This is a genomic window from Streptomyces sp. NPDC032091 (assembly GCF_055580265.1).
Genome location: NZ_JBVILR010000002.1, coordinates 405,515 through 432,426, shown reverse-complemented (window position 1 = coordinate 432,426; position 26,912 = coordinate 405,515). Strand labels below are relative to the sequence as shown.

22 protein-coding genes and 1 pseudogene are annotated in these 26,912 nt (G+C 73.1%); 14 read left to right on the top strand and 9 right to left on the bottom strand.

Annotated elements, in window-relative coordinates; all coding sequences use genetic code 11:
* Positions 1–4: 4 nt before the first annotated feature.
* From ACZ5NJ_RS04955 to ACZ5NJ_RS04920, 8 genes are all read left to right on the top strand, one after another.
* Complete coding sequence (locus ACZ5NJ_RS04955; RefSeq protein ID WP_468762825.1) at positions 5–1,282, top strand: ATP-grasp domain-containing protein; 1,278 nt, start codon at positions 5–7, stop codon at positions 1,280–1,282.
* Positions 1,279–2,535: an ATP-grasp domain-containing protein gene (locus tag ACZ5NJ_RS04950; protein ID WP_468762822.1), complete on the top strand. Its 1,257-nt coding sequence runs from the start codon at positions 1,279–1,281 to the stop codon at positions 2,533–2,535. Before ACZ5NJ_RS04955 ends, ACZ5NJ_RS04950 begins: the two co-directional genes overlap by 4 nt.
* A gap of 76 nt (positions 2,536–2,611) precedes the next feature.
* The gene (locus tag ACZ5NJ_RS04945) at positions 2,612–4,153 is read left to right on the top strand and encodes a class I tRNA ligase family protein (protein WP_468763157.1); all 1,542 of its coding nucleotides are present in this window, start codon (positions 2,612–2,614) and stop codon (positions 4,151–4,153) included.
* Positions 4,154–4,257: 104 nt separating this feature from the next.
* Positions 4,258–5,313, top strand: coding sequence for a D-alanine--D-alanine ligase family protein (locus ACZ5NJ_RS04940; RefSeq protein ID WP_468762820.1), 1,056 nt, complete (start codon positions 4,258–4,260; stop codon positions 5,311–5,313).
* A gap of 63 nt (positions 5,314–5,376) precedes the next feature.
* Complete coding sequence (locus tag ACZ5NJ_RS04935; protein ID WP_468762818.1) at positions 5,377–6,648, top strand: hypothetical protein; 1,272 nt, start codon at positions 5,377–5,379, stop codon at positions 6,646–6,648.
* Between the two features lie 12 nt (positions 6,649–6,660).
* A complete protein-coding gene (locus tag ACZ5NJ_RS04930) occupies positions 6,661–7,953 on the top strand; it encodes an MFS transporter (protein WP_468763155.1) in 1,293 nt (430 codons plus the stop codon).
* 73 nt (positions 7,954–8,026) lie between these two features.
* Entirely contained in the window at positions 8,027–8,743 is a 717-nt protein-coding gene (locus tag ACZ5NJ_RS04925; RefSeq protein WP_468762816.1) for a M15 family metallopeptidase, read from the top strand.
* Positions 8,740–9,450: a C39 family peptidase gene (locus ACZ5NJ_RS04920; protein WP_468762814.1), complete on the top strand. Its 711-nt coding sequence runs from the start codon at positions 8,740–8,742 to the stop codon at positions 9,448–9,450. The genes ACZ5NJ_RS04925 and ACZ5NJ_RS04920 overlap by 4 nt, the downstream gene beginning before the upstream one ends.
* A gap of 31 nt (positions 9,451–9,481) precedes the next feature.
* Here the strand turns inward: ACZ5NJ_RS04920 and ACZ5NJ_RS04915 are convergent, their stop codons facing one another.
* Positions 9,482–13,633 carry an nSTAND1 domain-containing NTPase gene (locus tag ACZ5NJ_RS04915; protein WP_468762812.1) on the bottom strand — a complete coding sequence of 1,384 codons (4,152 nt, stop codon included), beginning with the start codon at positions 13,631–13,633 and terminating at the stop codon, positions 9,482–9,484.
* A gap of 455 nt (positions 13,634–14,088) precedes the next feature.
* Here ACZ5NJ_RS04915 and ACZ5NJ_RS04910 point away from each other — a divergent pair, with 455 nt between their 5' ends.
* Both ACZ5NJ_RS04910 and ACZ5NJ_RS04905 read left to right on the top strand, forming a co-directional pair.
* Entirely contained in the window at positions 14,089–14,820 is a 732-nt protein-coding gene (locus ACZ5NJ_RS04910; protein ID WP_468762810.1) for a hypothetical protein, read from the top strand.
* Between the two features lie 187 nt (positions 14,821–15,007).
* Positions 15,008–15,973 (top strand): annotated as a pseudogene (locus tag ACZ5NJ_RS04905) (L-threonylcarbamoyladenylate synthase); the annotation flags it as partial.
* 7 nt (positions 15,974–15,980) lie between these two features.
* Here ACZ5NJ_RS04905 and ACZ5NJ_RS04900 read toward each other — a convergent pair.
* The 7 genes from ACZ5NJ_RS04900 to ACZ5NJ_RS04870 all read right to left on the bottom strand — a co-directional run bounded on the left by ACZ5NJ_RS04900 (position 15,981) and on the right by ACZ5NJ_RS04870 (position 22,483).
* A complete protein-coding gene (locus ACZ5NJ_RS04900; protein ID WP_468762808.1) occupies positions 15,981–16,622 on the bottom strand; it encodes a carbonic anhydrase in 642 nt (213 codons plus the stop codon).
* Between the two features lie 59 nt (positions 16,623–16,681).
* Positions 16,682–17,071, bottom strand: a complete 390-nt coding sequence (locus tag ACZ5NJ_RS04895) for an STAS domain-containing protein (protein ID WP_468762806.1) — start codon at positions 17,069–17,071, stop codon at positions 16,682–16,684.
* Between the two features lie 79 nt (positions 17,072–17,150).
* Positions 17,151–17,609 (bottom strand): response regulator, encoded by a 459-nt coding sequence (locus ACZ5NJ_RS04890; RefSeq protein ID WP_468762804.1) that lies wholly within the window; start codon positions 17,607–17,609, stop codon positions 17,151–17,153.
* Entirely contained in the window at positions 17,606–19,168 is a 1,563-nt protein-coding gene (locus tag ACZ5NJ_RS04885; RefSeq protein WP_468763153.1) for a sensor histidine kinase, read from the bottom strand. The genes ACZ5NJ_RS04890 and ACZ5NJ_RS04885 overlap by 4 nt, the downstream gene beginning before the upstream one ends.
* A 104-nt stretch (positions 19,169–19,272) precedes the next feature.
* Positions 19,273–20,565, bottom strand: coding sequence for a PP2C family protein-serine/threonine phosphatase (locus ACZ5NJ_RS04880; RefSeq protein WP_468762802.1), 1,293 nt, complete (start codon positions 20,563–20,565; stop codon positions 19,273–19,275).
* Between the two features lie 124 nt (positions 20,566–20,689).
* On the bottom strand, positions 20,690–21,196 hold the full coding sequence (locus tag ACZ5NJ_RS04875) for a MarR family winged helix-turn-helix transcriptional regulator (protein ID WP_468762800.1): 507 nt from the start codon (positions 21,194–21,196) through the stop codon (positions 20,690–20,692).
* A gap of 72 nt (positions 21,197–21,268) precedes the next feature.
* Positions 21,269–22,483: a PP2C family protein-serine/threonine phosphatase gene (locus tag ACZ5NJ_RS04870; RefSeq protein ID WP_468762798.1), complete on the bottom strand. Its 1,215-nt coding sequence runs from the start codon at positions 22,481–22,483 to the stop codon at positions 21,269–21,271.
* Positions 22,484–22,583: 100 nt separating this feature from the next.
* Between ACZ5NJ_RS04870 and ACZ5NJ_RS04865 the strand changes: the two genes are divergently transcribed.
* Positions 22,584–23,084 carry a MarR family winged helix-turn-helix transcriptional regulator gene (locus ACZ5NJ_RS04865; RefSeq protein ID WP_468762796.1) on the top strand — a complete coding sequence of 167 codons (501 nt, stop codon included), beginning with the start codon at positions 22,584–22,586 and terminating at the stop codon, positions 23,082–23,084.
* Positions 23,085–23,119: 35 nt separating this feature from the next.
* On the opposite strand, the gene ACZ5NJ_RS04860 is transcribed toward ACZ5NJ_RS04865, so the two are convergent.
* The gene (locus ACZ5NJ_RS04860; RefSeq protein ID WP_468762794.1) at positions 23,120–23,551 is read right to left on the bottom strand and encodes an ATP-binding protein; all 432 of its coding nucleotides are present in this window, start codon (positions 23,549–23,551) and stop codon (positions 23,120–23,122) included.
* A 281-nt stretch (positions 23,552–23,832) separates the two neighbouring features.
* On the opposite strand from ACZ5NJ_RS04860, the gene ACZ5NJ_RS04855 reads away from it, so the two are divergent.
* From ACZ5NJ_RS04855 to ACZ5NJ_RS04845, 3 genes are read left to right on the top strand one after another with little or no spacing between them, the layout of a single operon-like run.
* Positions 23,833–25,419: a PP2C family protein-serine/threonine phosphatase gene (locus ACZ5NJ_RS04855; RefSeq protein ID WP_468763151.1), complete on the top strand. Its 1,587-nt coding sequence runs from the start codon at positions 23,833–23,835 to the stop codon at positions 25,417–25,419.
* Positions 25,416–26,525, top strand: a complete 1,110-nt coding sequence (locus ACZ5NJ_RS04850) for a cobalamin B12-binding domain-containing protein (RefSeq protein WP_468762792.1) — start codon at positions 25,416–25,418, stop codon at positions 26,523–26,525. Before ACZ5NJ_RS04855 ends, ACZ5NJ_RS04850 begins: the two co-directional genes overlap by 4 nt.
* Positions 26,522–26,893 carry an STAS domain-containing protein gene (locus ACZ5NJ_RS04845; protein WP_468762790.1) on the top strand — a complete coding sequence of 124 codons (372 nt, stop codon included), beginning with the start codon at positions 26,522–26,524 and terminating at the stop codon, positions 26,891–26,893. The genes ACZ5NJ_RS04850 and ACZ5NJ_RS04845 overlap by 4 nt, the downstream gene beginning before the upstream one ends.
* The last annotated feature ends 19 nt before the right edge of the window (positions 26,894–26,912 follow it).

Genomic DNA, 26,912 nt, shown 5'->3' with positions numbered 1-26,912 from the left:
ACCCGTGAAGCACGTCATCGTCACCAACACCGGCAACACCAGGCAGGCCCGGCAGCTCGCCGAACGGGGCGACCTGCGCATCCTGTTCGTCACCGAGCCCCGGTTCGTCGACCAGTACCCGGAGGGCACCGAACTCGCCCTCGTCGACGACCTCAACGACCCCGAAGCCGCCACCGCCGCCGTCACCGCTGCTTGGGAGCTCGGGGAGTTCACCCACGTGCTGGCGCTCTCGGAGCGCGCCTCCCAGACGGCCGCCCACCTGCGCAGCCGTCTCGGGCTGCCGGGGCCGTCGTTCGACACGGTGGTCAACTGCACCGACAAGCAGGCCATGAAGCAGCGGTTCCGGGAGGCCGGGCTGCCCACCGCACGGCACGCCGTCGCGGCCGACGCGGCAGAGCTCGCCGCCGCGCTCCGGGAAACCGGCTACCCGGCCATCGTCAAGCCGGTCATCGGTGCCGGCGCCGACGCGACCGAGGTCATCCGCTCCGCCGCCGAACTCGCGACGCCCGCCGTGCGGGCGTACCTCGACCGGCTGGCCCATCCGGCCACCACCTCCGAGAAGGCCTTCCCGGTCGTGGTCGAGCAGTACCTGGACGTCCTCCACGAGTACCACTGCGACGGGCTGGTCACCGACGGCGAGGTGACGTACGTACGGGTGTCGCGCTACCTCAAGCCCGTCCTCGCGTACGGGGAGGGCGGTGTCTTCGGCTCCCACCTGCTGGACCAGGACTCCGCGGAGGCGGCCGCGGTCCGCGAGCTGCACGAACGGGCTGTGCGCGCGGTGGGCCTGCGCGACGGGGTGACCCACTTCGAGGCGCTGGAGACCGCCGACGGCATCCTCGCCGGGGAGATCGCGTGCCGTCCGGGCGGCGGCGGCATCCGCCGCATGCTCCAGCTCGACAGCGGGTTCGACAGCTGGGACGCGTACATCGCGAGCAGCTTCGGGGAGGCCTACGAGGTCCCGGCCGCCGCGGCCGCCCCGGGTGCCGCGGACACCGGTGCCGCGGACCCGGGCCTGCTCGTCGAGATGCTGTTCCCGGCCGTGCGCGGCACCGTGACGGCGATCAGCGCGGCGGAGGACTTCACCGCGATCCCCGGCGTCGTCGAGGTCGACATGCGGCTGAAGGCGGGCGACACGGTCGGCGGGCTCATGGACTCCTCCACCGTCAGCGGCCTGGTCTTCGCCCGGACGTCGGCCGACCGCGACGTGGCCGCTCTCGTACGGGACGTCGAGGCGGCGTTCCGCATGGAGACCGCGGCTCCCGAGGAGACGGCCGCGTGAAGATCCTCGTCCTGAACCGCTCCAACCTCGCCACCACCCCCTACGCCCAGTGGCTCGGCGCCGGGCACGAGGTCGTCCTCGTCACGTCCACCGGCGCGATCAGCACCGACCCCGACCGGGCGCGGGCGGAGCTGTCCGGCTACCGGGAGGTGGTCACCTTCGACCGCTTCCACGCGAACGCGGCCATCGAGACCACCGCGCTCGACCTGCACCGGCGCCACGGCTTCGACGCGGTCATCGCCATGAACGAGTACGACCTGCTGCGGGCGGCCCGCCTGCGGGAGGCGATGGGCATCGGCGGCCAGGGCACGGCCGAGGCGGAGGCGTTCCGCGACAAGCTCCGCATGAAGGAGGTCCTCACCGCGGCCGGCGTCGGCACGGCGCCCTTCGCGCCCGTCGCGCACGTCACCGACCTGTACGCGTTCGCCGCCGAGCACGGCTACCCGTTCGTGGTGAAGCCGCGGCGCGGCGCCGGTTCGACGGGCGTGGAAGTGCTGCGTGACGCGGAGGAGCTGGCGGCCTACGCCGCGGGCCACACCGCGCTCGGGGACGACGACGGGGCCGCGCTGCTGGCGGAGGCGTACGTCGAGCACGAGCTGTTCCACATCGACGGGCTGATCGTCGCGGGCACCACGGTCCTGGTGTGGCCGTCCGCCTGCACCTCCGCCCTCACCTACCGCGACGGCACCGTGTTCACCAGCACCACGCTCGACGCGCACGACCCGCTGACCGGGCCGCTGCGCGACCTGACCCTCCGCGCGGTGCGCGCCCTGTCGGTCTGGCCCACGCTCACGTTCCACGCGGAGGTCTTCCGCACCGCGGACGGCACGCTCCTGCTCAACGAGATCGCCTCCCGGGTCGGGGGCGGCAAGATCTACGAGACGATCCGGCTCGCGACGGGCGTCGACCTGGTCCGCGAGTACATCCAGGCCGTCGGCGACGACAGCGTCCACCGCCCGCCGGTGGACCGGCCCGAACGGACCGCCGGCTTCGCCCTGTTCCCCGGCAGTCCGGGAACCCTGACGGCGGCTCCCGCCGAGGGCACCTGCGACGTGGCCGGGGTGGACCAGTACCGCCTCAACGTGCCGGTGGGCACGTTCCTCGGGGTCGCCGAGCACAGCAGCGCGCGAATCGCGTCGGTGGTCGTCGCCGGCGAGGACCGCGCCGCGGCGGGGGCGGTCCTCGCCGAGGCCGTCGACTGGTTCCGGGCGGCCTGTGAGATCACGCCGCCGGGGCCGGACCCCGCTCCCTGACCCGCCCCCCGTCCGCTTCCCTTCCGTACTCGAAAGGCCCCCCGTGCACGTCAGTCAGACCGTCCTCATCGTGCCGATGCAACCCACCCCCAACGGTCGCATGCATATCGGCCACGGCGCCGGAACGTATCTGCGCGCCGACGTCCTCGCCCGTGCGCTGCGCAGCCGCGGCCACGACGTGTCCGTCATCAGCGGCAGCGACGGGTTCGAGGACTGGGTCACCGCCGCGGCCCGGGCGGACGGGCGCACCCCCGAGGAGACCGTCGCCCGTTACCACGCCGGCATCAAGGAGGACCTGGACGGCCTGTCCATCGGCCTCGACGCGTGGATCGACCCGACCTCGGCCGAGCACCACGACGGCTACCTGGCCGTTCACGAGGACACCCTCGAACTGCTCCGCTCCACCGGCGCGGCACGCGCCGAGAGCGAGCGGATCCCGTTCTCCGAACAGACCGGGCGGGCCGTCGTCGGCACCTGGATCGCCGGCGACTGCCCGCACTGCGGCCAGCCGTGCGGCGGCGCGACCTGCACGTTCTGCGGCCAGTTCTTCCAGCCCGAGGAGGTCGTCAACCCGCGCTCGCGGCTCGACGACTCCACACTGGAGTGGCGGGACGAGGAGAACTGGTTCACGTACCCGGGCGATCCGGACGCCATCACCCGGCACCACGAACGGGCCGGGGTGCGCCCGCAGTTCCTCGACACCGTGCGCCGCTACCTCGACGCCAGCGCGGGGCGGGTCAACCTCACCGGCCAGGGCACCTGGGGCATCAGGAGCCGTGCGCTCCCGCCGGGCAAGGTCATCGCGAACAGCTACTACCTGTACAGCGTGTACTGCGGCGAGGTGCACCGCCGGCTGACCGGCGCCGGCGCCAACCCGTTCGCCGCCGGCAGCGGCGTCACCACGATCGGTGTGTTCGGCAGCGACAACTCCCGTCCGGGCTTCGTGTCCCCGCACGTCATCGCCCAGGGTTCGGGCGGCGCCCTCAAGCCGTTCGACGCGGCCGTCGTCACCGGCATGCTGCACTTCGAGGGCCAGAAGTGCTCCACCAGCAAGGGCCACGGCATCTGGCTGGGCGAGCTGCTCGGCAGTGGCTCCGTCACGGCGGACGAGCTGCGCTTCCACCTGCTCCACGCCCCGCTGGACCACGGCACCGCCGACGTCACCCTGGACGGTCTGGTCGACGACGTGGTGCGGCTGCGCGACTGGCAGCGGAGCGTGCTGCTGCCCGCGGCCGACCGGGTGCGGTCGGCGGGCGCCGCCGTGGCGTGCACCCCCGCCGTGCTCGACGCCGTCGACGCCCAGCACACCGGGCTCAGCCCCTTCCACACGGACCTCACCGCGGCGGTCACCGCGCTCGCCGACTGGATGCGTCGGGGCCCTGGTTCCGCGCCCGAGGACCGTGGAGCGTGGCTGCTCGGCCTGGCCCTGCTCGGCGCGCCCCTGGTGCCCCGTCTCGCCGGTGAGATCTGGGCCCAGCTGGGCTTCGAGGGGACGCCGGACCTCGCACGGGCCCGGGCCGGCAGCCCCGCGCCGTGCCCCGAGGCCCGGCTGACGCCGCCGCCCGCGCAGCCGCTGACGGCCGAGTCCCTCCTGCCGTTCGTCCACCGGGCGGCCTGAGGCGCGCGGCCGCCGCCCCGGCCCGTACCTCCCCGGCCCCTCCCTCCCCGGCCCCTCCCTCCCCCACCCCTCCTGCCCTCACCGACCCGACACCGGAGTACCCCATGCACATCACCAGCTGGCTCGACCACGAACCCCACCGGCTGCGCGAACTGGTCCGCAGCGCCGTGGCCCGTACCGCCCCCTGGCGGGTGGCCGTGCTCTACGGCGGGACCTCCGCCGAGGACCGGCTCTACATGGAGAGCAAGCCCGCCGCCGACTGGTCGGTGCACGACGTCCTCGACGGGCTGCGGCAGCTGGGGACCGACGCCGACTGGATCGACCCGACCTCCCCCGCCTTCCCGTCCGAGATCACCGCCTACGACGCCGCGTTCCTCAACGTGCACGGCGACTTCGGCGAGGACGGCCACCTCCAGGGCACGCTCGCCTACCTCGGCGTCCCCTACACCGGCAGCTCGGTCGCGACGGGCGTCATCGGCGCCGACAAGCGCCTGACGAAACTGCTCCTGGCCTCCTGCGGCGTCACCGTCCCCGCCCACCGCCGGCTCAGCCCGGACGAGACGCCCGAGGCCGGCCTGCCCTGCCCGGTCATGCTGAAGGCCGTCAACGGCGGCAGCAGCGTGGGCATGGTCCTCGTCACCGAGCCGGACGACGTCGTCCCCGCCCTGCGCGGCCTGGGGAAGGCCGGCTTCACCGACGTCATCGCCGAACCCTTCGTCGACGGCACCACCGTGACGGTGTCCGCGCTGCGCATCGACGGGGACGTGGTCCTGCTGCCGCCGGTCACCTGCGGCACCGAGCGGGAGTACTACGACGAGTACAGCAAGCTGCACGGCGAGCAGGCGGGCACGGTGACCTACCTGGCCCTGACCGACGCCGACGACCCGCGCCTGCACGCCCTGCACCGCGCCACCCGGGAGGTCCTGGAGGTCATCGACTTCGAGGGGGCGATCCGGGTGGACTTCATCCTCACCCCGGAGGGCGACCCGGTGCTCCTGGAACTCAACACCATCCCCGGCGTCCAGCACGGCAGCAACCTCGTGCTCGCCGCCGCCGCGGCCGGCATCACGTACCCCGAGCTGCTGGGCGTCGTCCTGGCCAGCGCCGCGAACACCGCGAAGCTCGCGCCGTGGCGGCGGGAACGGGCCGACCTGGCCTGAGCCCGGCTCCGGCCCGGGCCACGGCGACTCCCCTTCCCTCCGCACAGAACGGACACCCACCCCATGCTCCATGACGGCTACAACACCGCCGCGGTAGCCGTGGTCGACGCGCTCGGCACCGGTCACCTCCTCGGCCCCGCCCTCCGCTCCCGCGGCGTCCCCGTCGTCCACGTACGCAACCAGTCCGCGGCGTTCGAACAGCAGCTCCAGACCTTCCACGCCCCGGACTTCACCGCCGCGCTCGACTTCACCGGTGACCCGGCGGCCACCGCACGGCAGCTGCGCGGACTGGGTGTGCGGCACGTCCTGGCCGGCGCCGAGAGCGGCAGCGACACCGCCGACCTCCTCGCCACCGAGCTGGACCTGCCCACGGCGAACGCCCCCGGTTTCGCCGCGGCCCGCCGGGACAAGCGCACGATGCACCGGATCCTGCACGAGGCCGGGGTCGCCGTACCGGCCCAGCAGCACCTGGACGGCGAAGGCCGCGTCGACTGGCAGACCGGCCCGCTCGCCCCGGCGCGGCCGACCGTGGTCAAGCCGCCCGCCAGCGCCGGGACGGACGGCGTGCACATCTGCCCCACCGCGGCGGACCGCGACGCCGCCGTCCGCGGCCTGCTGGGCGCCCCCAACCTCTTCGGCCAGCCCAACGACGGCGTCGTCGTCCAGGAACTCCTCACCGGCCCGGAGTACATGGTCAACACCGTGTCGGTGGACGGCTCCCACATGGCCGTCGAGATCTGGCGCTCCGACAAGAAGCCGGTCGACGACGCGCCCGTCTACGACCGGCAGGAGCTGCAGAGCCCCGACGCCCCCGGTATGCCCGCCCTCCTCGCCTACGTCCGCGAGGTCCTCACCGCGCTGGGCGTGCGCTGGGGCGCCACCCACACCGAGGTCATCCTCACCGACCGGGGGCCCCTGCTGCTGGAGGCGGGCACCCGGCTGCCCGGCGGCCACGACCCCTCGCTCAGCCTCAAGGCCCTGGGCACCAGCCACCTCGACGAGGTCGTCGACTCCTACCTCGCCCCCGACGCGGTCGCCGACCGCGGTCCGGTACGCCCGCTGCGCCGCCACGCGCTGGGCGTCAGCCTGATCTCCCCGGCCGCCGGCGTCCTCCTGCGGCCGCTCGACCTGGACCCGGTCACCTCGCTCCCGTCGTTCCACGGGATCCGGCTGACCGTCCGCCCCGGATGCGAACTCCCCCGTACGACCAGCCTGCACAGCAAGCCCGGCGGCCTCTACCTCTGCCACGAGGACCCCGCGCAGCTCGAACGCGACTACCTGGCCGTACGGGCCTGGGAGCGGGACGAGTTCACCGACGCGGTGGCCGGCCGCTGACGGACGTCACCACTGCCCTGCCCCTCCCGACCCCTTGAGGATGCCGCCATCAACGCCCGAGCGAACACCACCACGCCCCCGCCGGAACCCGGCACCGCGCTGACCCCCCGCGAGCTGCTCCGCCGCAGACCGCTGCGGCTGCTCTTCCTGGCCCGCGGCACCTCGGTACTGGGCGACATGGTCACCCCCGTCGCCCTGGTCTTCGCCGTCCTCGCCCTGGGCGGCGGCGCGTCCGGCATCGGCGTGGTGCTGGCGGCCCGTGCGCTGCCGAGCGTGGCGCTCGTCCTGATCGGCGGGGTCATCGGCGACCGCTACCCGCGCCGGTCCGTCATGGTGTGGTCGAACCTCGCGGGTTTCGCGGGCCAGACCCTCACCGGTGTCCTCATCCTCCTCCAGCACGCCCCGCTGTGGTGCCTCGCCCTGCTGGCCGCCACCCGCGGGGCGACGGGCGCGTTCTTCAACCCGGCCTCCACCGGCGCCATCGCGGAAGTCGCCCCGGAAGGGAACCTCCGGCAGACCTACAGCCTCTTCTCCCTCGTGGGCAACACCGCGGAAGTCGCCGGACCGTTCCTCGCGGCCGCTCTCCTGGCCTGGACCGACCCCGGCTGGCTGCTGGTGGCGGACGGCGCCACCTTCCTGGTCAGCGCGCTTCTCGTGGCCGCTGTGGGCCCCCTCGGCAACCCGCCCGCCGCCGCCCGGCGCTCCATGGCCGCGGACATCCGCGAGGGCCTGCGCTGCGTGGCCGAACGCCGCTGGCTGGCCGCCCTCATCGCCAGCGCCGCCGTCTTCCAGCTGTGCCTCCTGTCCGCCCTGAACGTCCTCGGTCCGGTCGTCGCCGACGACCACCTCGGCGGTGCCTCCGCCTGGGCCCTCATCGTCGGCGCGCTGGGCGCGGGCGGGCTGTGCGGCACCGCCCTGTCCCTCAAACTGCGCATGCGACGGCCCCTGTTGACCGGGTACGTCGTCATGCTCGCGGGCGCCGGCCCGACCCTGCTCCTCCTCGCCCTGCCCGCGCCCGGGTACGTCCTCGCCGCCTCCGAATTCGTCTCCGGCATGGCCATCGCGGTCTTCACCTCCGTGGAGTCGGCGGCCATAGCCAAGGAGGTGCCCCGCGACCTCCTCTCGCGCGTGGACGCCGTCAACCGCTTCGGGTCCATGGGCCTGCGCCCCGTCGGCACGGCTCTGGTCGGCCCCGTCGCCGCCGCCTGCGGAGTGCCCCTCACCCTCGTCTGCGCCGCCCTGCTCTCCCTGCTCGCCATGGTCGTCCCGCTGTTCGTGCGGGACGTGCGGCAGCTGACCGAGTGAGCGGGACGACACCCGAAGCGACACCCGAAGCGATCCCCCCTCCCCCGCACGCACGACCCCCGTGGAGACTCGTATGACGGACCTCACGCCCGCCCCCGTGCTGATGGCCGACCCCCGCGTCGCCGCCATCCCGGTCACCGGCTCCGACGAGCCCCTCGTCGACCTGCGCACCCACTCCCGTCTGCGCATGGACCCCCGCAAGGCCGACCCGGCCGGACACTACGCCCACGTACGGCAGGGTGTGGCCGACCGCCTGGCACACGCCGCCGGCCTGCTCCCCGACGGGATCACCTTCCTCTTCGTCGAGGGCTACCGGCCGCCCGACCTCCAGCGGCACTACTTCACCGCCTACCGCGAGCGGCTGCGCGACCTGCGGCCCGACCTGGACGAAGCGGGCCGGCACCTCGCCGCCAGCCGGTACGTGTCTCCCCCGGAGATCGCCCCCCACTCGGCCGGATCCGCCATCGACCTGACCCTGTGCACCGAGGACGGCCGCGAACTGCCCATGGGTACGAGCGTCAACGCGTCCCCCGAGGACAGCGCCCTGCGCTGCTACACGGCGGCCCCGGACATCGACCCCGAGAGCCGCGCGAACCGGGACCTGCTCGGCGGCGTCCTCACCGAGGCCGGTTTCGTCAACTACCCCACCGAGTGGTGGCACTGGTCGTACGGGGACCGCTACTGGGCCCTGGGCACGGGCCGCCCCGCGGCCCTGTACGGGCCGGTGCACCGCACCGTGGAACCGCCGGCCGACGGCAGTGCGGGCGCCGCCGACGGGGCCGCCCGGTGATCCCGGACCCGTCCCACCTCACCCCGTCCCACCTCACCCCGTCCCACCTCGCCCCGCCCCACCCCGTCGCGCCGCTCTCCGCGCAGCGGCGCGTCCGCCACGAGGTGCCGTACTTCGCGCAGTGGGAGTCGCCCGAGCTGGTCTCGCAGATCGTCACGGGCCGCCTGGACGCCGCCGAAGACCCCCGCTGGCGGGCCTCCGGCGCCGACTCCCCCGAGGAGTACTCCTTCTGGTCCTGGCGGGTGTGCGGCATGGCCTGCCTGCGGATGGCACTGACCCACTGGGGCCTCGACGCGCCCCCGAGCGTCACCCTCGGCAAGGAGTACCTCGCAGCGGGCGCGTACGTGCCCAAGGAGGGCGGCCTGCACGGGCTGATCTACGAGCCCTTCGCCCGCCACACCCGGGACCGCTTCGGCCTCCACGCCGAATCCCGCCCCTGGCTCCCGCTGCGCGAGGTCGCGTACCAGCTGCACGCCGGCCGCCTCGTCATGCTGTCCGTCCACCCGGGCGTCCGCAGCGGGGACACCGAGCCGCCCCACCGCGGCGGGCACCTGGTGCTGGCCGTGGGCGCGGACCGGCACGCGGTCACGATCCACAACCCGTCGGGCTGGCACGGCACCTCGCAGGAGTTCGTCGACGTCCCCTGGCCGGTGATGCGCCGCTACTACGCCCGCCGCGGCGTCCTCCTCGGCCACCCGCCCGACTGACCCCGGGGGCTCACAGGACGGAGAACCGGGATCAGCCGGCCGGGCACCCGGGGCCGACGGATCGGCCCGGCACATAGGCGGTCCGCTCCGCTGGAGTGAGGGCGCGCGCTACGGCGCGGCAGACCTTCTCGATCGCTGTGGCGGGCTGGGGGAGGGCGGCGTCGACATCCCACAGCCGCGCGGTCCGGTCGCTGCTCGCCGTGGCGAGGGTCCGACCGTCGGGGCTGAACGCCACCGACATCACCGAGTCGCTGTGCCCGATGAGGCTGGTGAGGGTCTTGCCGCTGGCCACGTCCCACAGCCGGGCCGTGGTGTCGGTGCTGCCGGTGGCCAGGGTGCGGCCGTCGGGACTGAACGCCACCGAGGGGACCTCCTGGGTGTGGCCGATGAGGGTGGTGCGGGTCTTGCCGCTGGCGACGTCCCACAGCCGTGCCGAGTAGTCGGTACTGCCGGTGGCCAGGGTGCGGCCGTCAGGGCTGAACGCAACGGAGTACACCTCGTCGGTGTGCCCGATGAGGGTGGTGCGGGTCTTGCCGCCGGCGACGTCCCACAGCCGTGCCGAGTAGTCGGTACTGCCGGTGGCCAGGGTGCGGCCGTCAGGGCTGAACGCAACGGAGACTACCGGGCCGGTGTGCCCCTCCAGGATGCTGCGGGTCTTGCCGGTGCCCACATCCCACAGCCGCACGGTTTCATCGCGACTGCCGGCGGCGAGGGTACGGCCGTCAGGACTGAAGGCCACCGCATACACGTCACCGGCTGCATACGTGTCACCGACGTGGCCTCGCAGGATGGCGCGGGTCTTGCCGCCGGCCACGTCCCACAGACGCACGGTGCCATCCAGGCTTCCGGTCGCGAGGGTGCGGCCGTCCGGACTGAACGCCACCGAAGTCACCTCGCGGCTGTGCCCGGCCAGCGTGGAGCGGAGCCGGTCGCCGGCCACGTCCCACAGCCGTGCCGTACGGTCGAAGCCGGCGGTGGCGACAGTTCGGCCATCCGGGCTGAATGTGAGGGAGTACAGCTCGGCCGTGTGCCCGACCAAGGTCGATCCGGTGGCCTTGCCGGCCACGTCCCACAACCGCACGGTCCTGTCACGGCCGGCAGTGGCCAAGGTACGGCCGTCAGGGCTGTACGCCAACGAGGACACCTGGTCGCTGTGACCGGACAGGACCGCCCTGATGGCGCCGCTGGCCACGTCCCACAACAACGCCACCTTCTGATCGTTCGCGGTGGCGAGGGTGCGGCCGTCAGGGCTGAACGCCACCGAATACACCTCTCCGGCGTGGCCCTGGAGGACTGTGCGGGTCTTGCCGCCGGCCACGTCCCACAGACGCACGGTGAAATCCAGGCCTCCGGTGGCGAGGGTGCGGCCGTCCGGACTGAACGCCACCGTGAACACCTCCCCGGTGTGGCCCTGGAGCGTCGCGCGCAGCTTGCCGGTGGCCGCGTCCCACAGCCGTGCGTTCTTGTCGCGGCTGGCGGTGGCGATAGTACGGCCGTCGGGACTGAACGCCACGGAGAACACCACATCGCTGTGGTCCTCCAGGACGGTCCGCTGCCTGCCGGTCACCACATCCCACAACCGCACCGTCGCATCGGAGCCGGCGGTAGCGAGGGTGCGGCCATCGGGGCTGAACGCCACGGACTGCACGTCGCTGGAATGGCCTGTCAACCTGGTGCGCAACGTGCCGGTGGCGGCATTCCACAGACGCACGATGCCGCCGCCGCCTCCGGCGGCGATGGTGCTGCCATCGGGGCTGAACCGCACTGCCGCCACCTCGTCGATGTCATCGAGAGTGGCGCGGGTCCTGCCGGAGCGCACGTCCTGCAGTCGTACGGTGGTGTCATAACTGCCGCTGGCCACCGTCTTCCCGTCAGGGCTGAACGCGACCGAGCTCACAGCGTCGGTGTGACCGGTCAAGCGCCGATGAAGTGGGAGCCCTGCGGCGGTTCGCAGGCTCACGACGGACTCCGGCGTAGGGCTGGCTCGGTATGCCTGAACTGCCAGGAGGGAGGCGAGTTCGGGGTTCGTGGCGAAGAGCGTGTCGGACTGGGCGGCGAGCTGGCGGGACAGTGCGGCCTGCCGTCCGGCCACTGCCGTGCGCCACTGCCACACGGCGCCACCCGCAGCGACGAGCGCGAGAACAAGGAGGCCGGCGAGGACGGTGCTGAGGCGTCTGCTGCGCCGGATCTCGGCCTGCTGGCGTTCCTTGCTCGCGGTGAGAAAGGCCGTGATGTCCCCCGGCAGGTGCCGCTGCTGTGACAGTTCGAGGCCTTCGGCCAGCGCTGTTCCCGCCAGCAGGTCCCCAGGATCCCTCTCCGCTGCCCAGCGGACCTGTCGTTCACGAGTGCGGTTGAGCCATTCCTGGAAGCGGCGGTCCTGCCTCACCCACGCGTGCAGAGTGCCCCAGTCCCGGATGAGCGCGTCATGGATGAGTTCGGCCACTGCCTGTCCCGGCGCCGCGTCGGATCCTTCGCCGGGCCGGAGCGTCTGCGTGGTGATGATGCGATGGCGTGTGAGAACGGCGATGACCTCGTCGACGGCTTGGTCCTCGCCGGGGCCCGCGGCCATCTCCCGCAACTCGTCAAGGGGGACTTGTGCACGGACAGGGGGGATACGGCGGCTGAGGTCGGCCGGTCGCACCAGGGACGTCAGGATCCGCTGGGCGATCGGGCGCCGCACGGTGGATACCTTGCTGAGCGCGGTGTCACACCACGTGGTCAGGCTGCCGCTGACAGCGCCGAGACGGCGGTAGGCGTCATGGGTCAGGTGGCCGTCCTGCCGCCGCTGCCACAGCTGGCTGAGGGTGAGTTCCAGCAGGGGCAGCACGGTGGCCGGCGCCTGGTGAGCTTCAGGGGTGATGGCCAGGACGTCACTGATGATCAGTTCGGGCAGTCCCGGCTGGAAGTGGGCCCCGACATCCTCAGCGGGGAGGACGATGATGTCGTGCAAGTCCTGTCGGGTCAGCGTGCCCGGCACGTTGAGCAGACCCGGCATCGCGGCCGCCAGCAGCCCTGGGACACGAGCCGCCAGTTGAGGGTAGAAGTCGTCCCGCATCACCAGGATCACGCTGAGCCGGGCATCCGAGGCGACGGCCGCGGTGATCTGGTCCGCGACGGCCAGGCAGTCCTGCCTCGCGCCGGCAGCGGGCTGGGTGAACAGTTCCTCGAACTGGTCGACAACCAGCAGGATGCGCTCGTGAGAAGGCTCGGCTGTGAGTCTGCGCGCCGTCGCCGCGGAGATGCCTTCGCTGACCGCACCGGGCAGTCCGGCTCGCTCGATCTCGCCGAGCAGGTCCTGCCGCGGTCGGACGACCACCGGCAGCCACCGGTCGCTGCCCGGCAGCTCGCCGTCGGCCAGCGCCCGCATGACCCCGGCCCGGATCAACGAGGACTTGCCGGAGCCGGAAGGCCCGAGCAGCAGGGTCAGCCGCTGCTGCCGCGCAAGCTTCTCAACGACCTGGCGTACGGCCTCGTTCCGGCCCTGGAACCACTGGGCGTGCTCGGCGCTGAACGGCTCCAGACCCCGGTACGGGCATACGTCCTGCAAGGCCAGCTCGGGCAGGATCTCCCGCAGCACCTGCGCGGGCGTGGCATAGGCGATGCCCTGGCCTCGCAGGAACGTGTCGGGTACGACGATCTCTGTGAGCATGCCGATGACCAGGCCGGTCACCTCGTCGAGGATCGGGCCGCCGCTGAAGCCGGTGGTGAGGTCGTTGGCCTTGGTCAACTGTAAGCAGGTGCCCCTGCCTTCGATGGCCGGCAGCAGATCACCGGCCTCCCCGAACCCCCAGTGGCCCCCTTCAGCGGCCTGGGCAGGGAAGCCGAAGGAGCGCACGGGGTGGCGCCTGCTGCCTTCTGCGGAACCCAAAGGCAATGGCGTCAGGCCCGCCCATGCCGGATCTGCTCCCAGCCGGACCACCGCGACGTCTTCGTTCTCGACATCGCGCCACGGCCCTTCCAGGACCTCCCCCTCGGTTTCGATCGCACCCGCCCCACGGGGAAGGGACAGCCGCACGGTCTCCCCCGGGCCGCCGCCCGCGGCCCGGACGACGTGGGCGCAGGTGACCAGGAGGCCTTCGGCCACCAGGAATCCCGCTCCGGCCACCCGTCCGTCCGCATCGAGGATCCTGGCCACGGAGGAGCGCAGTCCCGACGCGATGCCGCTGTTGCCGTCGCTGTCCAACTGATCAGTCCTGACTCTCGGCCGGGCGGCGAGGAGCGGGACCGCCGCTCCGCTTCGGGCGCATGCCCACGGTCAGGTGGCGGTGTCGGCTCTTGGTGATCACGGCTCCCACTTGCACCGCTTCCTCGAAGGCGGCTCGCTGCTCCACCAGCATCGCCACGTCAGGTTCTTGCCGCACGCCGGAGTACACCGCGCGCGGGACACGGTGCTCACCGGAAGCCCTCATCAGCGATGACGGCCGCAACGTCGACGCCGCTCGCAATCCTGATCCTGAGGCCCTCTCGGTGGCGGATGGAGGCGAGGCAGGCAAGCATGGCTGCCGAAGGGTGGGATTGGCGCCTGAGACCGCTCGCCAGGAGGTCATCGTGCATTCCAGTTCTTCTGACGGAGAGCCAGGCTCAGAGAAATCTGATGGAGGAAGAACACCTCTCTGGAAACGCCCTTTGGTGTGGTTGGTGACCGTTCTCCTGGGATCCTTGGCGGCAGCCCTCGGCGGCGCCCTGCAGAACGTATTCACAACGGCCGGCGGCAAGGTTGTGCACGAATTCCGGAACGAGCGGCCGCCTTTTACCGCAGTATACGAAGACGATTCATGCCCGGCCGCCTGGACGCATTTCCCTGACGAGCTTCAGGATGCCGTCATCGGGAAGCCGGAGATGGAGGCACGCGACATCCTGGCCAAGAACAGGGAAGCCGACGGCAACGCCACCGAACTCACGGTCACCCTTCAGGGGAGCACGCAGAGCGCGGTGGTCATCACCGGGGTCCGCGTAGTGATGTCCAGCCCGCCTCAACCGCCGTTGGTATCCGCGTTCGGCACAGGAGGGTGCGGTGGCGTGGTGCAGGCACGATCTTTCACCATCGACCTCGACAACCCATCGCCCACCGCGTCACCGGTGCCTCCGGACGTGCCATCCACTCCATCGCCGGCGATCGTCAATTTCCCCTACAAGATCTCCACAACCGATCCCGAGGTATTCCATTTCTCGGCACAGACCACCAAATGCGACTGCACCTGGTATCTGGAAATCGAATGGAATAGCAACGGGAACGCTGGAACATACCGACTAGACAGGGGAGGGAAGCCGTTTCGCACGCTGGCGTTGAAAGACGATACCTGGCAGCCTGTCGGACTCCGCGTGGGCAAGGACGGAAGGGTAACCGGCTTGTCTCGAACCTCGTACTGAGGGTCTGCTTCCGGGCCGGCGACGGCCTGATCCCCGAGGAACGCGCGGGAGCCCTGCGCCACCTCGAACACGTGGCCGCCGCCTACGGCACCCACCCCGCCACCCGGGAGCACGAATGGCCTGCCGGGTCCTGGGCCGCCCCCGCTCCGCGGGAACCGATGCCCGGGTGGGCTTGGTGCGCCTTAGGATGACGAGTACCAGTGACATCGAGAAGGCAGCCGATGTGCTGCGTGGCGTCGGGCTGGTGGCTCTGCCGACCGAGACCGTTTACGGCCTGGGGGCCAACGCCGAGGATCCCGCCGCCATTTCGCGGATCTTCCAGGTCAAGGGGCGTCCGCCCTCCCATCCGCTGATCGTCCACATCGCCGGCGCGGAGCAGCTGGAGGAGTGGGTGCGGGGCGTGCCGGCGGCGGCGCACACGCTCGCCGGACACTTCTGGCCGGGCCCTCTCACGCTCGTCCTGCGCCGCGGTGCCCGCGTACCGCTGGAGGCGACCGGCGGTCTGGAGATGGTGGCCGTGCGCGTGCCCGACCACCCCTTCGCCCTCGCCCTGGTGTCGGCCTTCGGCGGCGCGGTGACGGCCCCGTCCGCGAACCGCTTCGGCTCCGTCAGCCCGACGACCGCGGACGACGTGCGTGCCGAGTTGGGCAACGCCGTGGACCACGTGCTGGACGGCGGCCCCTGCGAGGTCGGCGTCGAGTCCACCATCGTCGACGTCACCGGTGGGACACCGGTCATCCTGTGGCCCGGCGGGACGACCCGTGAAGACCTCGAAGCGGTCCTGGGACACCCGCTCGCGGTGCCCTCGAACAGCGACGTCCGGGTGCCGGGGCAGCACCCGTCCCACTACGCGCCGCGTGCGCGCGTCGTCCTCGTCGAGCCCGAGAAGGTCGTCGCGGAGGCGGAACTGGCTTCCGCGCTGGGCCACCGGGTGGGCGTCTTCCTGCCCGCCGCCGTCGCCGACGCTCCCCTCAAAGCGCACGCTGTGGTGGCGGTGCCCGCATCGCCGGCCGCCTACGCGCGCCGGCTGTACGGGTTCCTGCGCGAGTTCGACCAGCAGGGATGTGACCTCGTCATCGCGTCACTGCCGGCGCAGGAGGGGCTGGGACTCGCGATCGCCAACCGGCTCCGCCGAGCCGCGGGGCCCAGCCCCGGCCCGGTCAGTTGGCGGTGGGGGTGGCCGGGTCGAAGCCGCGGGTGGCGACGAGTTGTGCGCTGCCGTCGGCCAGGCGGTAGGAGAGACCCACCACGCCGAGGCGGCCTTCGGCCACCCGGTCGGCCAGGATGCGGGAGCGTTCCAGCAGCAGGTCCACCGTCTGCTCGATGTGCTCGGCCAGTATCTCGTCGGCGCTCTCGCGTCCGGCGGCGCGGGCCGCGAGCACGCTCGGCGTCACCCGCTCGACGACGTCGCGGACGAAGCCGCCGGGCGTCTGCCCGTCCTCCAGGGCGGAGCAGGCCGCGGCGACGGCGCCGCACGAGTCGTGGCCGAGGACGACGACCAGGGGGGCGTTGAGGACGGCCGCGCCGAATTCGATCGACCCGAGAACCTCCGTCCCGGCGACGTGTCCGGCGGTGCGCACCACGAAGAGGTCGCCCAGGCCGCGGTCGAAGATGATCTCCGCGGCCAGGCGGGAGTCGGAGCAGCCGAACAGTACGGCGAAGGGCTGCTGGGACGGTGCGGTCTCGGTGCGGCGGGCGGCGTCCTGGTTGGGGTGCTCGGAGGTGCCGGAGACGAAGCGCTGGTTGCCGGCCATGAGCAGCTCGAAGGCGTCACGGGGCGTCGGCGTCAGAATTTCAGTCATGCCCCGAAGGCTACGGCCGGTCTCGCACAGGCGCTCGACCGGGGCCCGCACACCGCCGTTCAGCCCTGCCGGGGCGGCACGGCCACGGTCGTGCCCTCGGCCACGCTGGGCGCGGTGGCGAAGGCCAGCTCGGCCCCGGTGATCTCCAGGAGCCGGGCCAGCCGGCGCGGCACGGTGCCCGCCAGGACCACCGGATGGCTCAGGGCCGCTTGCAGCATGACGCTGAGCCCGGTCGAGTCGATGAACGTCACCTCGGCCACGTCCAGGACGAACCGGGCGACCCCGGGCGCCGCGGGATCCATCGCGGTCCGCAGAGCGGCCGCGTTGTCCATGTCGAACTCCCCCGCCATCACCACGATGCGCACGTCCCCTTCGGCACGGGTCTCGACGCGGCTGCGTGCCTCGGCGTCGTGCGTGTGCGTGTGCGTGTGCGTGTCCCTGCTGTTCACGTCCGGTCTCCCCACATCGTGCGTTCGCATTGCGGTCTGTCCGATCTGTCCACTCCGTCCGCGTGGCCGGCCGACGGCCTCACGTCGCGCGGGGGAGCTTGACCACGGTGACGAAGAAGTCGTCGATCTGCTGGATCGCCCGGATGAACTGGTCGAGGTCCACCGGCTTCGTCACGTAGGCGTTGGCGTGCAGCTTGTAGCTGCGCAGGATGTCCTCCTCGGCCGCCGATGTGGTGAGCACGACCACGGGGATGTGCTTCAGCTCCGGATCCGTCTTGATCCGTTCGAGGACCTGCCGTCCGTCGTACTTGGGCAGGTTGAGGTCGAGGAGGATCAGGTCGGGGCGCGGGGCTTCGGTGTGCTCGCCGCGGCGGTACAGGAAGTCCAGAGCTTCCAGGCCGTCCCGCACGACGTGCAGCACGTTTCCGATCTTGTTGTCCTCGAAGGCCTCCCGGGTCATGAGCTCGTCGCCCGCGTCGTCCTCGACCAGCAGGACTTCGGCGGGGGCGGCGTGGGGCCGGCCGGTGGGAGTGCTCATCGGGCGGTTCCTTCGGTGGGTACGGGTACGGGCTCGGGCTCGGGCGCGGGCGCGGGCGCGGGGGAATCGGTGTCGGCGGCGGACTCGGCGAGCGGGAGGGTGAAGAGGATCCGGGTGCCCTCGCGGTGGCCCGTGTCGATCCGGATGCGTCCTCCCGCGTGCTCGACGATCTTCTTGCAGAGCGCGAGGCCGATGCCGGTGCCGCCGTAGGTCTCCCGGCCGTGCAGGCGCTGGAAGATGACGAAGACCTTCTCGGCGAACTCGGCAGGGACCCCGATGCCGTTGTCGGTGACGCTGAAGGTGTGGAAGCCCGGCTCCGCGGCGGGGTCGTCGGCCACGGCCACCTCCACGCGCGGGGCCCGGTCGGGAGAGCGGAACTTGACGGCGTTGCCCACGAGGTTCTGCCACAGCATCGTCAGCAGCGTCGGGTCGCCCACCACGTCCGGGAGCCGCTCGGGCCGGACGATCTCCGCGCCGCTCTCCTCCACGGCGGCGTCCAGGTTGCGCAGGGCCCGGTCCAGGGGGGTGTCCATGGCGACCGTCTCGCGCGTGTCCTGGACACGGCCCACCCGGGAGAAGGTCAGCAGGTCGTTGATGAGGACCTGCATCCGCTTGGCCCCGTCGACGGCGAAGGCGATGTACTGGGTGCCGCGCTCGTCGAGCCGGTCCCCGTACCGCTTCTCCAGGAGCTGGCAGAAGGAGGCCACCTTGCGCAGCGGCTCCTGGAGGTCGTGCGAGGCCACGTACGCGAACTGCTCCAGCTCGGCGTTGGAACGGCGCAGCTCCACCGCCTGCGCGTCCAGTTCGGCGGCCGTGCGGTCGAGCCGCTCGGCGTTGCGCCGTGAGGCGTTCAGCTCGGCCACGGTGTGGTGCCGCATGGCCTCCACCGCCCGGGCCAGGGCCTTCAGGTCGGAGGGGCCGCACAGGGGGATCTCCTCGTCGAGGGCGCCGTCCGCGACGCGCCGGGAAGCGGTGCGCACCCGGGCGAGCGGCCGCAGGACGCCCACGTGGAGCAGTACGGCGAGGGCCGAGCCGGCGAGCAGGAAGGCCACGACGATCGCCAGCAGGACGCGGTCACGCTGTGCGCGTGCCGCGCCGAAGGTGGTGCGGGCGTCGTTCTGGAGGCGGTCCAGGCGTTCCTGCTGCGCGGCGACCCGGCGGCGGACCTCGTCGAAGCGGTCCTTTCCGGCCTGGGCGGAGGGCGGGGTGGTGCCGTTCTCCACGGAGGCGATGGCCGGGGCCGCGAAGGCGTCCCGCCAGGCCCGGGCGGCCTCCTGCACGGCGGCCAGGTCCTGGCGTACGCCGTCGTCGCCGTCGAGGACCGTCGTCAGGCGGTGGGCGGCCCCGTTCTCGTCGGTCAGGCCGCGTTCGTACGGTTCCAGGAGCGCGGGCTCATGGGCCAGCAGGTAGCCGCGGACCCCGGTCTCCTGGTCCAGCAGGGCCGTCTCCAGCCGCAGGGCGTCCCGCTGGGCGGGCAGGATCTCGTCGACGAGCCGGTTCCCGGCCGTGGTGGTGCGGGACAGGAGGGCGGCACCGAGCGCTCCCGTGCCGGCGACCATGAGGGCGAGCACGACCAGCACGGTGGTCAGCCAGGCCCGGAGACTCGGTCCGTGGCGGTCCGGGGCTCGCCCGGCGGGGGGCGCGGCGGGCTGTGCGGGGGAGGTCACGGGCTCGGGTTCCATTCGAGGTGGAGGACGGCGACGTCGTCGGCCAGGCCGCCCCAGTCGGCGGCGAGGCCCTGCGCCGTCCGGATGAGGGTGTCGACGAACGGTTCCGCGGGCAGGTCGGCGTGTTTGCGGGCGATCTCCAGGAGTCCCTCCTCGTCGAGGCGGTCGGAGCCGGGGCCGACGCGTCCCTCGATCAGGCCGTCCGTGAAGAGCATCACGGCGCCGCCCTCCTCCACCGCGACCTCGCTGACGGGCCAGCCGGCGCCCCAGCCCGGCAGGATGCCCAGCGCGGGACCTCCCGGGACGGTGCGCAGCTCCACGCCGCCCGTGGAGCGGACCAGGAGACCGGGGTGCCCGGCGCGCTGGACGGACACGGCGCGGGTGCCTGCGGGACGGGTGAGGGAGACCAGGGTGGCGAAGGTCTCCGGTCCTGATCGTTCGGCCACCAGGATCCGCTCCAGGAGTGCGAGCAGTTCGGCGCCGCGGGCTCCGGCCATGACGAAGGAGCGCCAGGCCACGCGGAGGCAGACGCCGAGCGCCGCCTCGCTGGGGCCGTGGCCCGACACGTCGCCGACCACGGCGTGCGTGGCTCCGTCGGGGGTCTGGACGACGTCGTAGAAGTCACCGCCGAGCAGTGTCTGGGCGCGTCCGGGGTGGTAGCGGGCGCAGACGGTGACGGTGTCGGCCGCGTCGTCGAGCAGCAGGGGGGTGGGGAGCAGTCCGCGTTCGAGGCGGGCGTTCTCCTCGGCGCGCAGCCGGCCCGCCTGGAGGGCGACGGCGGCCAGCTCGGTGCGCTTGCGCTGGATCGCGTAGCGGATGGCCCGCATGAAGACGTCGGCTTCGAGGCGTCCCTTGACCAGGTAGTCCTGGGCTCCGGCCGCGACGGCCGTCAGCCCCGCCCGTTCCTCCGACAGGCCCGTCAGGACGACGACCGCGGTCTCGGCGGACAGGGCGAGGACCTTCCTCAGCCCGTCGAGGCCCTGGGCGTCGGGAAGGTGCAGGTCCAGCAGGACGCAGTCGGGGGTCGTGGTCTCCAGCAGGCGGAGGGCGTCGGTGAGGGAGCGGGCCCGGGCGAGGTGGACCTCGGTGCCGCTGTCCTGGACGAGTTCCTCGACGAGCACGGCGTCGCCTTCGTCGTCCTCGATGAGGAGGACCTGCGGCGGTACGCCGTTCCACAGCGCCAGGGAGTCGTCCGGATCCGGCGACGGTGCCTCGCGGGGCCGGATCACCGGCTGCTGCGGGGTGGGGGCGCCCGGGCGCTGGGCCCCGAGCCCGGACGTGCTCACCATGGCGTCGGGTCTGTCCCTTCTCATCTCGGACGGCGGACGCCCGGCGGACGCGTGATTGCGTCGGACAAGCCTAGGGTGATCATTTGCCGTTAGGCAATATTTTATGGAGCGAACGATTCTACCGTCACCCGACCTGACCGGAAACCGCCCCTTCGTCCGCGGGGGGCAGCCCGTCGGCCGGGGAGCCGCCCACGGCCGCCTCCCGGAACGCCAGCAGGCCCGCCACCAGGGCGTCCACCGCCCCGGGGGCCATCCGCCCGAGCACCGCCGACAGCTCCCGCAGCCGGATCACCCGCCGCTCGTCCAGGAGCGTCCGTCCCCTGGGTGTGAGCCGCACCTCCACCTCGCGCCGCCTGAGGGGGTGGGGCGAGCGGGTGAGCAGTCCCATGGCCTCCAGCCGGTCACAGAGCCGGGTGACCGACGGCGGACGGGATCCGAGCACCTCGCCCAGGGCCCGCAGGTTGATGCCCTCGGCGCCCTCGACGGCGAGCAGCGCCCGCAGCTGCGACGGCGACACCGCCGGTGTCACACCGTCCTGCCCCCGGGCGTGCAGCACCGCGAGGAGGTCCGCCGCGGCGGCGAGGACCGCGGCCGGGTCCTCGTGCGCGCCGGAGCGGCCGGGGCGGGGCATGCCACCACTGTGCCACCGTGCGACGCGACCGGCTCCCGACGCGACCGGCTCCCGGCGCGACCGGCCCCGGCGCTACCGCCCGCGGCCGTCGGGCTCCGGGCCGGGCCGGCCGTGCCAGTCCAGACAGACGACCATCGCGTCGTCGGCGGCGTCCACGCCGCCCCGGTACCCCGGCAGCTCTTCCAGGAGCGCCCTCGGCACCTGAGAGGGCGGCAGCAGCCGCGTGCTCATGACGGCCCTGGTCAGGGCGTGCAGGCCATACGGTTCTCCCGCCGGGGAGAGGACGTCGTAGACCCCATCGCTCAGGACGACCAGCCGGTCCCCCGGCAGGACCTGGAAGCGCTGACAGGTGTACACGGTGTCCTCGAACATGCCGAGCGGCAGCTGCGCCTCCAGCGCGACCGGCTCCACGGTGCCTCCGCGCAGCCGCCAGAGCCGGGGCGAACCGGCGTCGACGACCTCGACCTCGCCGGTGTCCAGGTCGAAGCGGAGCAGCAGCATCGACAGGTGCCGGCGCCCCTGGTAGTGACCGTAGAGGGCCTGGTCCGCCAGGGCCGCCTGGTCGGCGAGGCCGAGGCCGGCCCGCCGGGCGTTGCGCAGGGCGCTGACGGCCAGACCGGTCAGCAGCGCCGCCTCGACGCCCTCGCCCATGCCGTTGTTGACGGTCAGCGTCAGGTGGTCGGCGGAGGCCGACCAGTCGAAGCTGTCGCCGAAGATCGCGTAGGCGGGCTCCAGCTGGGCCCCGAGGTCGTACTCCGGCCGGGAACAGGAGCGCCCCGGCAGCAGCTGCCACTGCATCTCGGCCGCCAGGGTCAGTCTTCTGGCCCGGCGCGCCTGGAGGAAGAAGTCGGTGTCGCGGTCGGCGACGAGGATCTCGTGGGCCAGCGCGTCGGCCGCGTCCTGCAGCGGGCCGAGGAGTCCGCCGACCGGGACGCCGGCCGGAAAGCGGACGCTCAGGACCCCGAGCCGGTCGCCGCGCACGGTCACCGGCAGGTGCACGGTGCTCCCGCTCCCCCCGGAGACCACGTACGGCTCCTGGGCGCCGAACGCACGGCCCTCGGCCCCGTTGTACGCCGAAACGGAATCCGAGGTGAAGGGCCGGGCGGTGACGGGCTGGAGCCAGTCCGAGGCGTAGTCGGCCATCAGCAGCTCGGCCCCGGCCGCGCCGTGGTCGCGGGCCAGGATGCCCCGGACCTCCTCGAACACCTCGTGCGGAGCGGCGCCGCGCAGCGCGCGCTCCACGCCCCCGCCACCCGCGCCGCCCCCGCCGTGTACGACTTCAGTCACCGGCCCCGTACCTGTCTCTCTCGCAACTGCCAAGATGGGGACGACGAAGCCGCCGGTCCGTCGAGGAAGGGCCGCGCGTACGTCCGGTAGGGAGTGTCACATGAGTCAGCGGTCGATCGGCTCCTCCGGGTCCGGCGCCCCGGCCGTGGCGGAGATGAGCGAACTGATCGAGCTGCTGGGGGTGGTCTGGGAGCGGGGCCGGGACACCGCCAGTGTCCCGCCGGTCTCCTCCGCGCAGGCCCGGGTGCTGTTCCTCGTCGAGGCGAACGGCCGGCTGAACCTGCGCGAGCTGGGCCGGCTGCTGGAGGCGGCCCCGCCGTCCGTCACCCGGCTCTGCGACCGCCTGCAGGCCGTGGGCTTCCTCGAACGCCACCCGGGGGCCGACGACCGCCGCGAGGTACTGCTCCGGCTGACCCCCGCCGGCCTGACGTACCTCGAACGACTGCGGACCCGCCGGCAGGAGGTGCTGGCCGAGGCGATGGCCGGGATGCCGGAGGCCTCCCGGGCCGCCTTGGCGGCGGGGCTCGCGGCCTTCTGTGCCGCGGTCGCGGAGCCGCTGCGGCTGCCGTCCCCGCAGTCTTTCACCACCAGGACGGCCTGAACCGGACGGGGCCGCGGGCACTGCGCCGGGTGCGGTCAGCTCAGGCGGATCGCCGCCGTGATGGTCTTGCCGTCGGCACGGGTGCTGCAGTCGACGCGCTCCGCCAGGCGCTGGACGAGGGGCCACCCGTACCCGCCGGGGTGGTCGGCCGTCCCCGTACGGGCCGTCGGCGGGCGGGGGTTGGCGTCGGCGACCGACAGGCGCAGGAGGCCGTCCGCCAGGTCGGCCCGGAAACCGGTGACGCCGTGGCCGTGCCGGATCGCGTTGGAGACCAGCTCCGAGGTGACGAGCAGCGCGTCGGCGGCGGGGACGCTGTCGAGGTCGGCCCCCGCGCGGAGCAGCAGTGCGCGGACGAGTTCCCGGGCCGCGGCCGCGGAGGGGGGCGGCGGTGCGGTGTGCCGGCCGCCGACGCCCTCGTCGCGGTGCCGCTGCGAGCCCAGGGGGGACGGCGGGGGTGGGTGGTTCATGCTCATCGCCTGCCCATCACCGTACGGATCGTACCGGGACGCCCCGTGCGGGGACGTCGGGTGGTGGTCAGCATGTCACCGCCGTCGCCGTCACGCCCGGTTGCACGGCGGACGGTCCATGGAGGATGGTTGCCGGAGGACAACTGTTTTTCCGAGGTCCTTCCGACGTGATGAAGAGGTGAGGGGCCCGCGCAGCGGGCCTTCAACGTTTGGTTCCTACCACCGAGACGACGTCGAACCCGCCCGCGGCCGCCCGGCCGTGGAGCCAGGCCCCCTACCCGGTGCTGGTGGCCGACGCCGATGCGGTCGTGGTCCACGCCAACGAGGCGGCGGGGCTGGTGTTCCCGGACGCCCGCCCCGGCTCGCCCCTGGCGGACGCGGTCCCCGGCTGGTTGGTGTCGGCGCACGCGCGCTGCACCACCCCCCTCCCCGCCCAGCGCCCGCAGGCCCGTGCCGGGACCGTCCAGGGGCGGGTCGGCGAGCGCTCCTACGAGGCGCACCCGACTCCGCGTGACGACGGCACGGTCGTGTGGTGGCTGGTCGACGACACCGACCACCGCCTGGCGCGGGAGGCCCTGTGGACGGAACGCAAACGCACCGAGTTCCTGATCCGCTCCTCCAACCTCCTGCTCTCGTCCCTGAACCTCGACCGCTGCATGGACGTCACAGCGCAGATGGCGGCCGACCACCTCGCCGACGCCGCCCTGGTGATCGCCTCCGCACGGGGCCGCGAGCTCCCCGTCGTCTCGTGCGTCCGCGGCGGCGGCCCGTCCGTGTCCCGCGCCGCCGTCGACCCCGGGGACGTGCCCGGGCTGGCCGAGGCGCTCCAGGGCTTCCCGCCCGTCCCCTCCCGGTGGATCGACCCGGCGGCCGCGCCGGCCTGGCTGGTGCCGGACGGCCTCGACGCCGTGGGGTCGATCGTCATCACGCCCCTGCCCGGGCACGGGGTGCCCGCAGGCGCCCTGGTGCTGCTGCGCGGCAGCGCCGCCACGGCGTTCACCGAGGGCGAGGAGGTGTTCGCGCGCCTGTTCGCCGCTCGGGCCGGCGCCGCGATGTCGGCCGCCCGGCTCTACGCGGAGCAGGCGTCGATCACCGACACCCTCATGCGCGAGCTCCTGCCGCCCGCCCTGCACCAGGTCTCCGGGGTGGAGTACGCCGGCGGCTACCGGCCGTCGGGGGACCACGAGCGGGTCGGCGGCGACTTCTACGACGTCCACCCCGCCGCCGATGAGGGCGCGCCCTCGCTGGTCGTCCTCGGCGACGTGTGCGGCAAGGGGCTGGAGGCCGCGGTGATGACCGGAAAGATCCGCAACACGCTGCACGCGCTTCTGCCGATGGCCGACGACCACCACCGGATGCTCAGCCTGCTCAACACCTCGCTCCTGAACTCCGAGAACGCCCGCTTCGCCACCATGGTCCTCGCCTCCGCGGCCCGGGAGGGCAACGCCGTACGGCTGCGCCTGACGAGCGCCGGACACCCCGCGCCCCTGATCCTGCGCTCCGACGGCCGGGTGGAGGAGGCGCGTACCAAGGGCACCCTGGTGGGTGCGCTGCCCGAGATCACCACGGAGACGGCGCGTGTGACGCTCGCCCCCGGGGATACCTGCGTGCTGTACACCGACGGAATCAGCGAGGCGCGGGGAGGGCCCATGGGTGGTGTGATGTTCGGGGAGGAGCGGCTGCGCCGCGCCCTGTCGGAGTGCGCGGCGATGCCCGCCGAGGCGGTGGTGGAGCACGTGCAGATGCTGACCTCCCAGTGGGTGGGGGCGGGTCGCCACGACGACATGGCGGTGGTGGTCATCTCGGCCCCGCGCACCCATCACCTCAGTGCCGTGGACGGCCACACCCGCGGACGGTTCACCGCGTGAGCCCGTACGAGACCACGGCACCGGCGCCGGCGTCGGCGTCCGCGTCGGCGTCCGCGTCGGGTGAACTCCGTGCACGGGTGTGGGAGTCGGTGATGGCGTTCGACGAGGCCGCCACGATCGCCGCGGTGGTCCGCGCGCTGGACGGGGGCATGGGCGCGGAGGACCTCCTGCTCGATGTCATCGCCTCCGTCCAGGGGCGGGTCGGCCGGGAATGGGCCGGCAACCGCATCACCGTCGCCCAGGAACACGCCGCCACCGCCATCAACGACCGGGCCGTCACGGCCATCGCCCTGCACCGCTCGGTGCACACGGCGCCGACGCGCGGCCGGATCACGGTGGCCTGTGTGGACGGCGAATGGCACGCCCTGCCCGCCCGGCTCCTGGCCGAGGTACTGCGCATCAGGGGCTGGCGCGTCGACTACCTCGGGGCGCAGGTCACCGCCCCGCACCTCGTCGCACACCTGCACCGGACCGGCCCGGACGCCGTCGCCCTCTCCGGCTCCCTCGCGACCCGGCTGCCCGCCGCGCACGCCACCATCACCGCCTGCCAGGCCGTCGGGACCCCCGTGATCGTGGGCGGGGCCGCGTTCGGCCCCGGGGGCCGCTACGCCCGCCTGCTGGGCGCGGACCGCTGGGCACCCGACGCCCGGGCCGCCGCCGATGAGCTGGCCGGCCCGCTGCCGCGGGTCCGGCCGGGCCACCAGGCCATCGACGACCTGCCCCACCTCAGCGACCAGGAGTACACGCTGGTGGCCCGCGGCCGTCCGCGGCTGGTGGCCTCCGTGTTCCACCGACTGGAGGCCACCCACCCGGCGATGCGCACCTACACGGAAGTCCAGCGCGAGCGCACCGCCGAGGACCTCTCCCACATCGTCGACTTCCTCGCCGCCTCCCTCTACACCGGTGACGAGGACCTCTTCTGCGACTTCCTGGTGTGGACCGCCGGAGTCCTGGACGCCCGCGGGGTCCCCGCCGCCTCGTTGCCGCCGGCGCTGGAGCTCCTGGAGCGGGAGCTCCAGGACTTCCCCCGCGCCACCGCCACCCTGCGGGCCGGAGCCGCCCGCCTGACCCGTACGCCCCTCACCACTGCCGGGACCGCTGAATGACGAGCACGCCCCCCGCCGCCCTCGGCCTGACGTACTCCGCCTCGCACGACACGGTGCGCATCGAGCTGAGCGGCGACCTCGACCACCTCCACGCCGACCTCCTCGTCGAGGCCGTGGACCGGGCGCTCTCCGCGCATCCCGCGCCGCGCGACCTGCGGCTGGACTGTGCCGGGCTGTCCGCCGTCGACTCCAGCGGCCTGGCGGCCCTGCTGATGGTCCGCCGGCGCACCGGCACGGCGGGCGCGGGGCTCCACCTCGACGCGCGGACCGTACGGCTGGACCGCCTCCTGGAGATCACCGGCACGCTGGAGTACCTCACGGCGCCCCGCGCGAGCGCTCCCCCCGGCGCCGCGGAGCCGCACGCCTGAGCGAGCCCCGCGGCGCCGA

Excerpts from the sequence above, each read along its gene's own strand:
- ACZ5NJ_RS04925 (WP_468762816.1), top strand. The coding sequence starts at position 8,027 with ATGACGGACCTCACGCCCGCCCCCGTGCTGATGGCCGACCCCCGCGTC.
- ACZ5NJ_RS04940 (WP_468762820.1), top strand. The coding sequence starts at position 4,258 with ATGCACATCACCAGCTGGCTCGACCACGAACCCCACCGGCTGCGCGAA.
- ACZ5NJ_RS04900 (WP_468762808.1), bottom strand. The coding sequence starts at position 16,622 with ATGACTGAAATTCTGACGCCGACGCCCCGTGACGCCTTCGAGCTGCTC.
- ACZ5NJ_RS04860 (WP_468762794.1), bottom strand. The coding sequence starts at position 23,551 with ATGAACCACCCACCCCCGCCGTCCCCCCTGGGCTCGCAGCGGCACCGC.
- ACZ5NJ_RS04945 (WP_468763157.1), top strand. The coding sequence starts at position 2,612 with ATGCAACCCACCCCCAACGGTCGCATGCATATCGGCCACGGCGCCGGA.
- ACZ5NJ_RS04890 (WP_468762804.1), bottom strand. The coding sequence starts at position 17,609 with ATGAGCACTCCCACCGGCCGGCCCCACGCCGCCCCCGCCGAAGTCCTG.
- ACZ5NJ_RS04865 (WP_468762796.1), top strand. The coding sequence starts at position 22,584 with ATGAGTCAGCGGTCGATCGGCTCCTCCGGGTCCGGCGCCCCGGCCGTG.
- ACZ5NJ_RS04880 (WP_468762802.1), bottom strand. The coding sequence starts at position 20,565 with ATGGTGAGCACGTCCGGGCTCGGGGCCCAGCGCCCGGGCGCCCCCACC.
- ACZ5NJ_RS04845 (WP_468762790.1), top strand. The coding sequence starts at position 26,522 with ATGACGAGCACGCCCCCCGCCGCCCTCGGCCTGACGTACTCCGCCTCG.
- ACZ5NJ_RS04875 (WP_468762800.1), bottom strand. The coding sequence starts at position 21,196 with ATGCCCCGCCCCGGCCGCTCCGGCGCGCACGAGGACCCGGCCGCGGTC.
- ACZ5NJ_RS04935 (WP_468762818.1), top strand. The coding sequence starts at position 5,377 with ATGCTCCATGACGGCTACAACACCGCCGCGGTAGCCGTGGTCGACGCG.
- ACZ5NJ_RS04885 (WP_468763153.1), bottom strand. The coding sequence starts at position 19,168 with ATGGTCGCCGGCACGGGAGCGCTCGGTGCCGCCCTCCTGTCCCGCACC.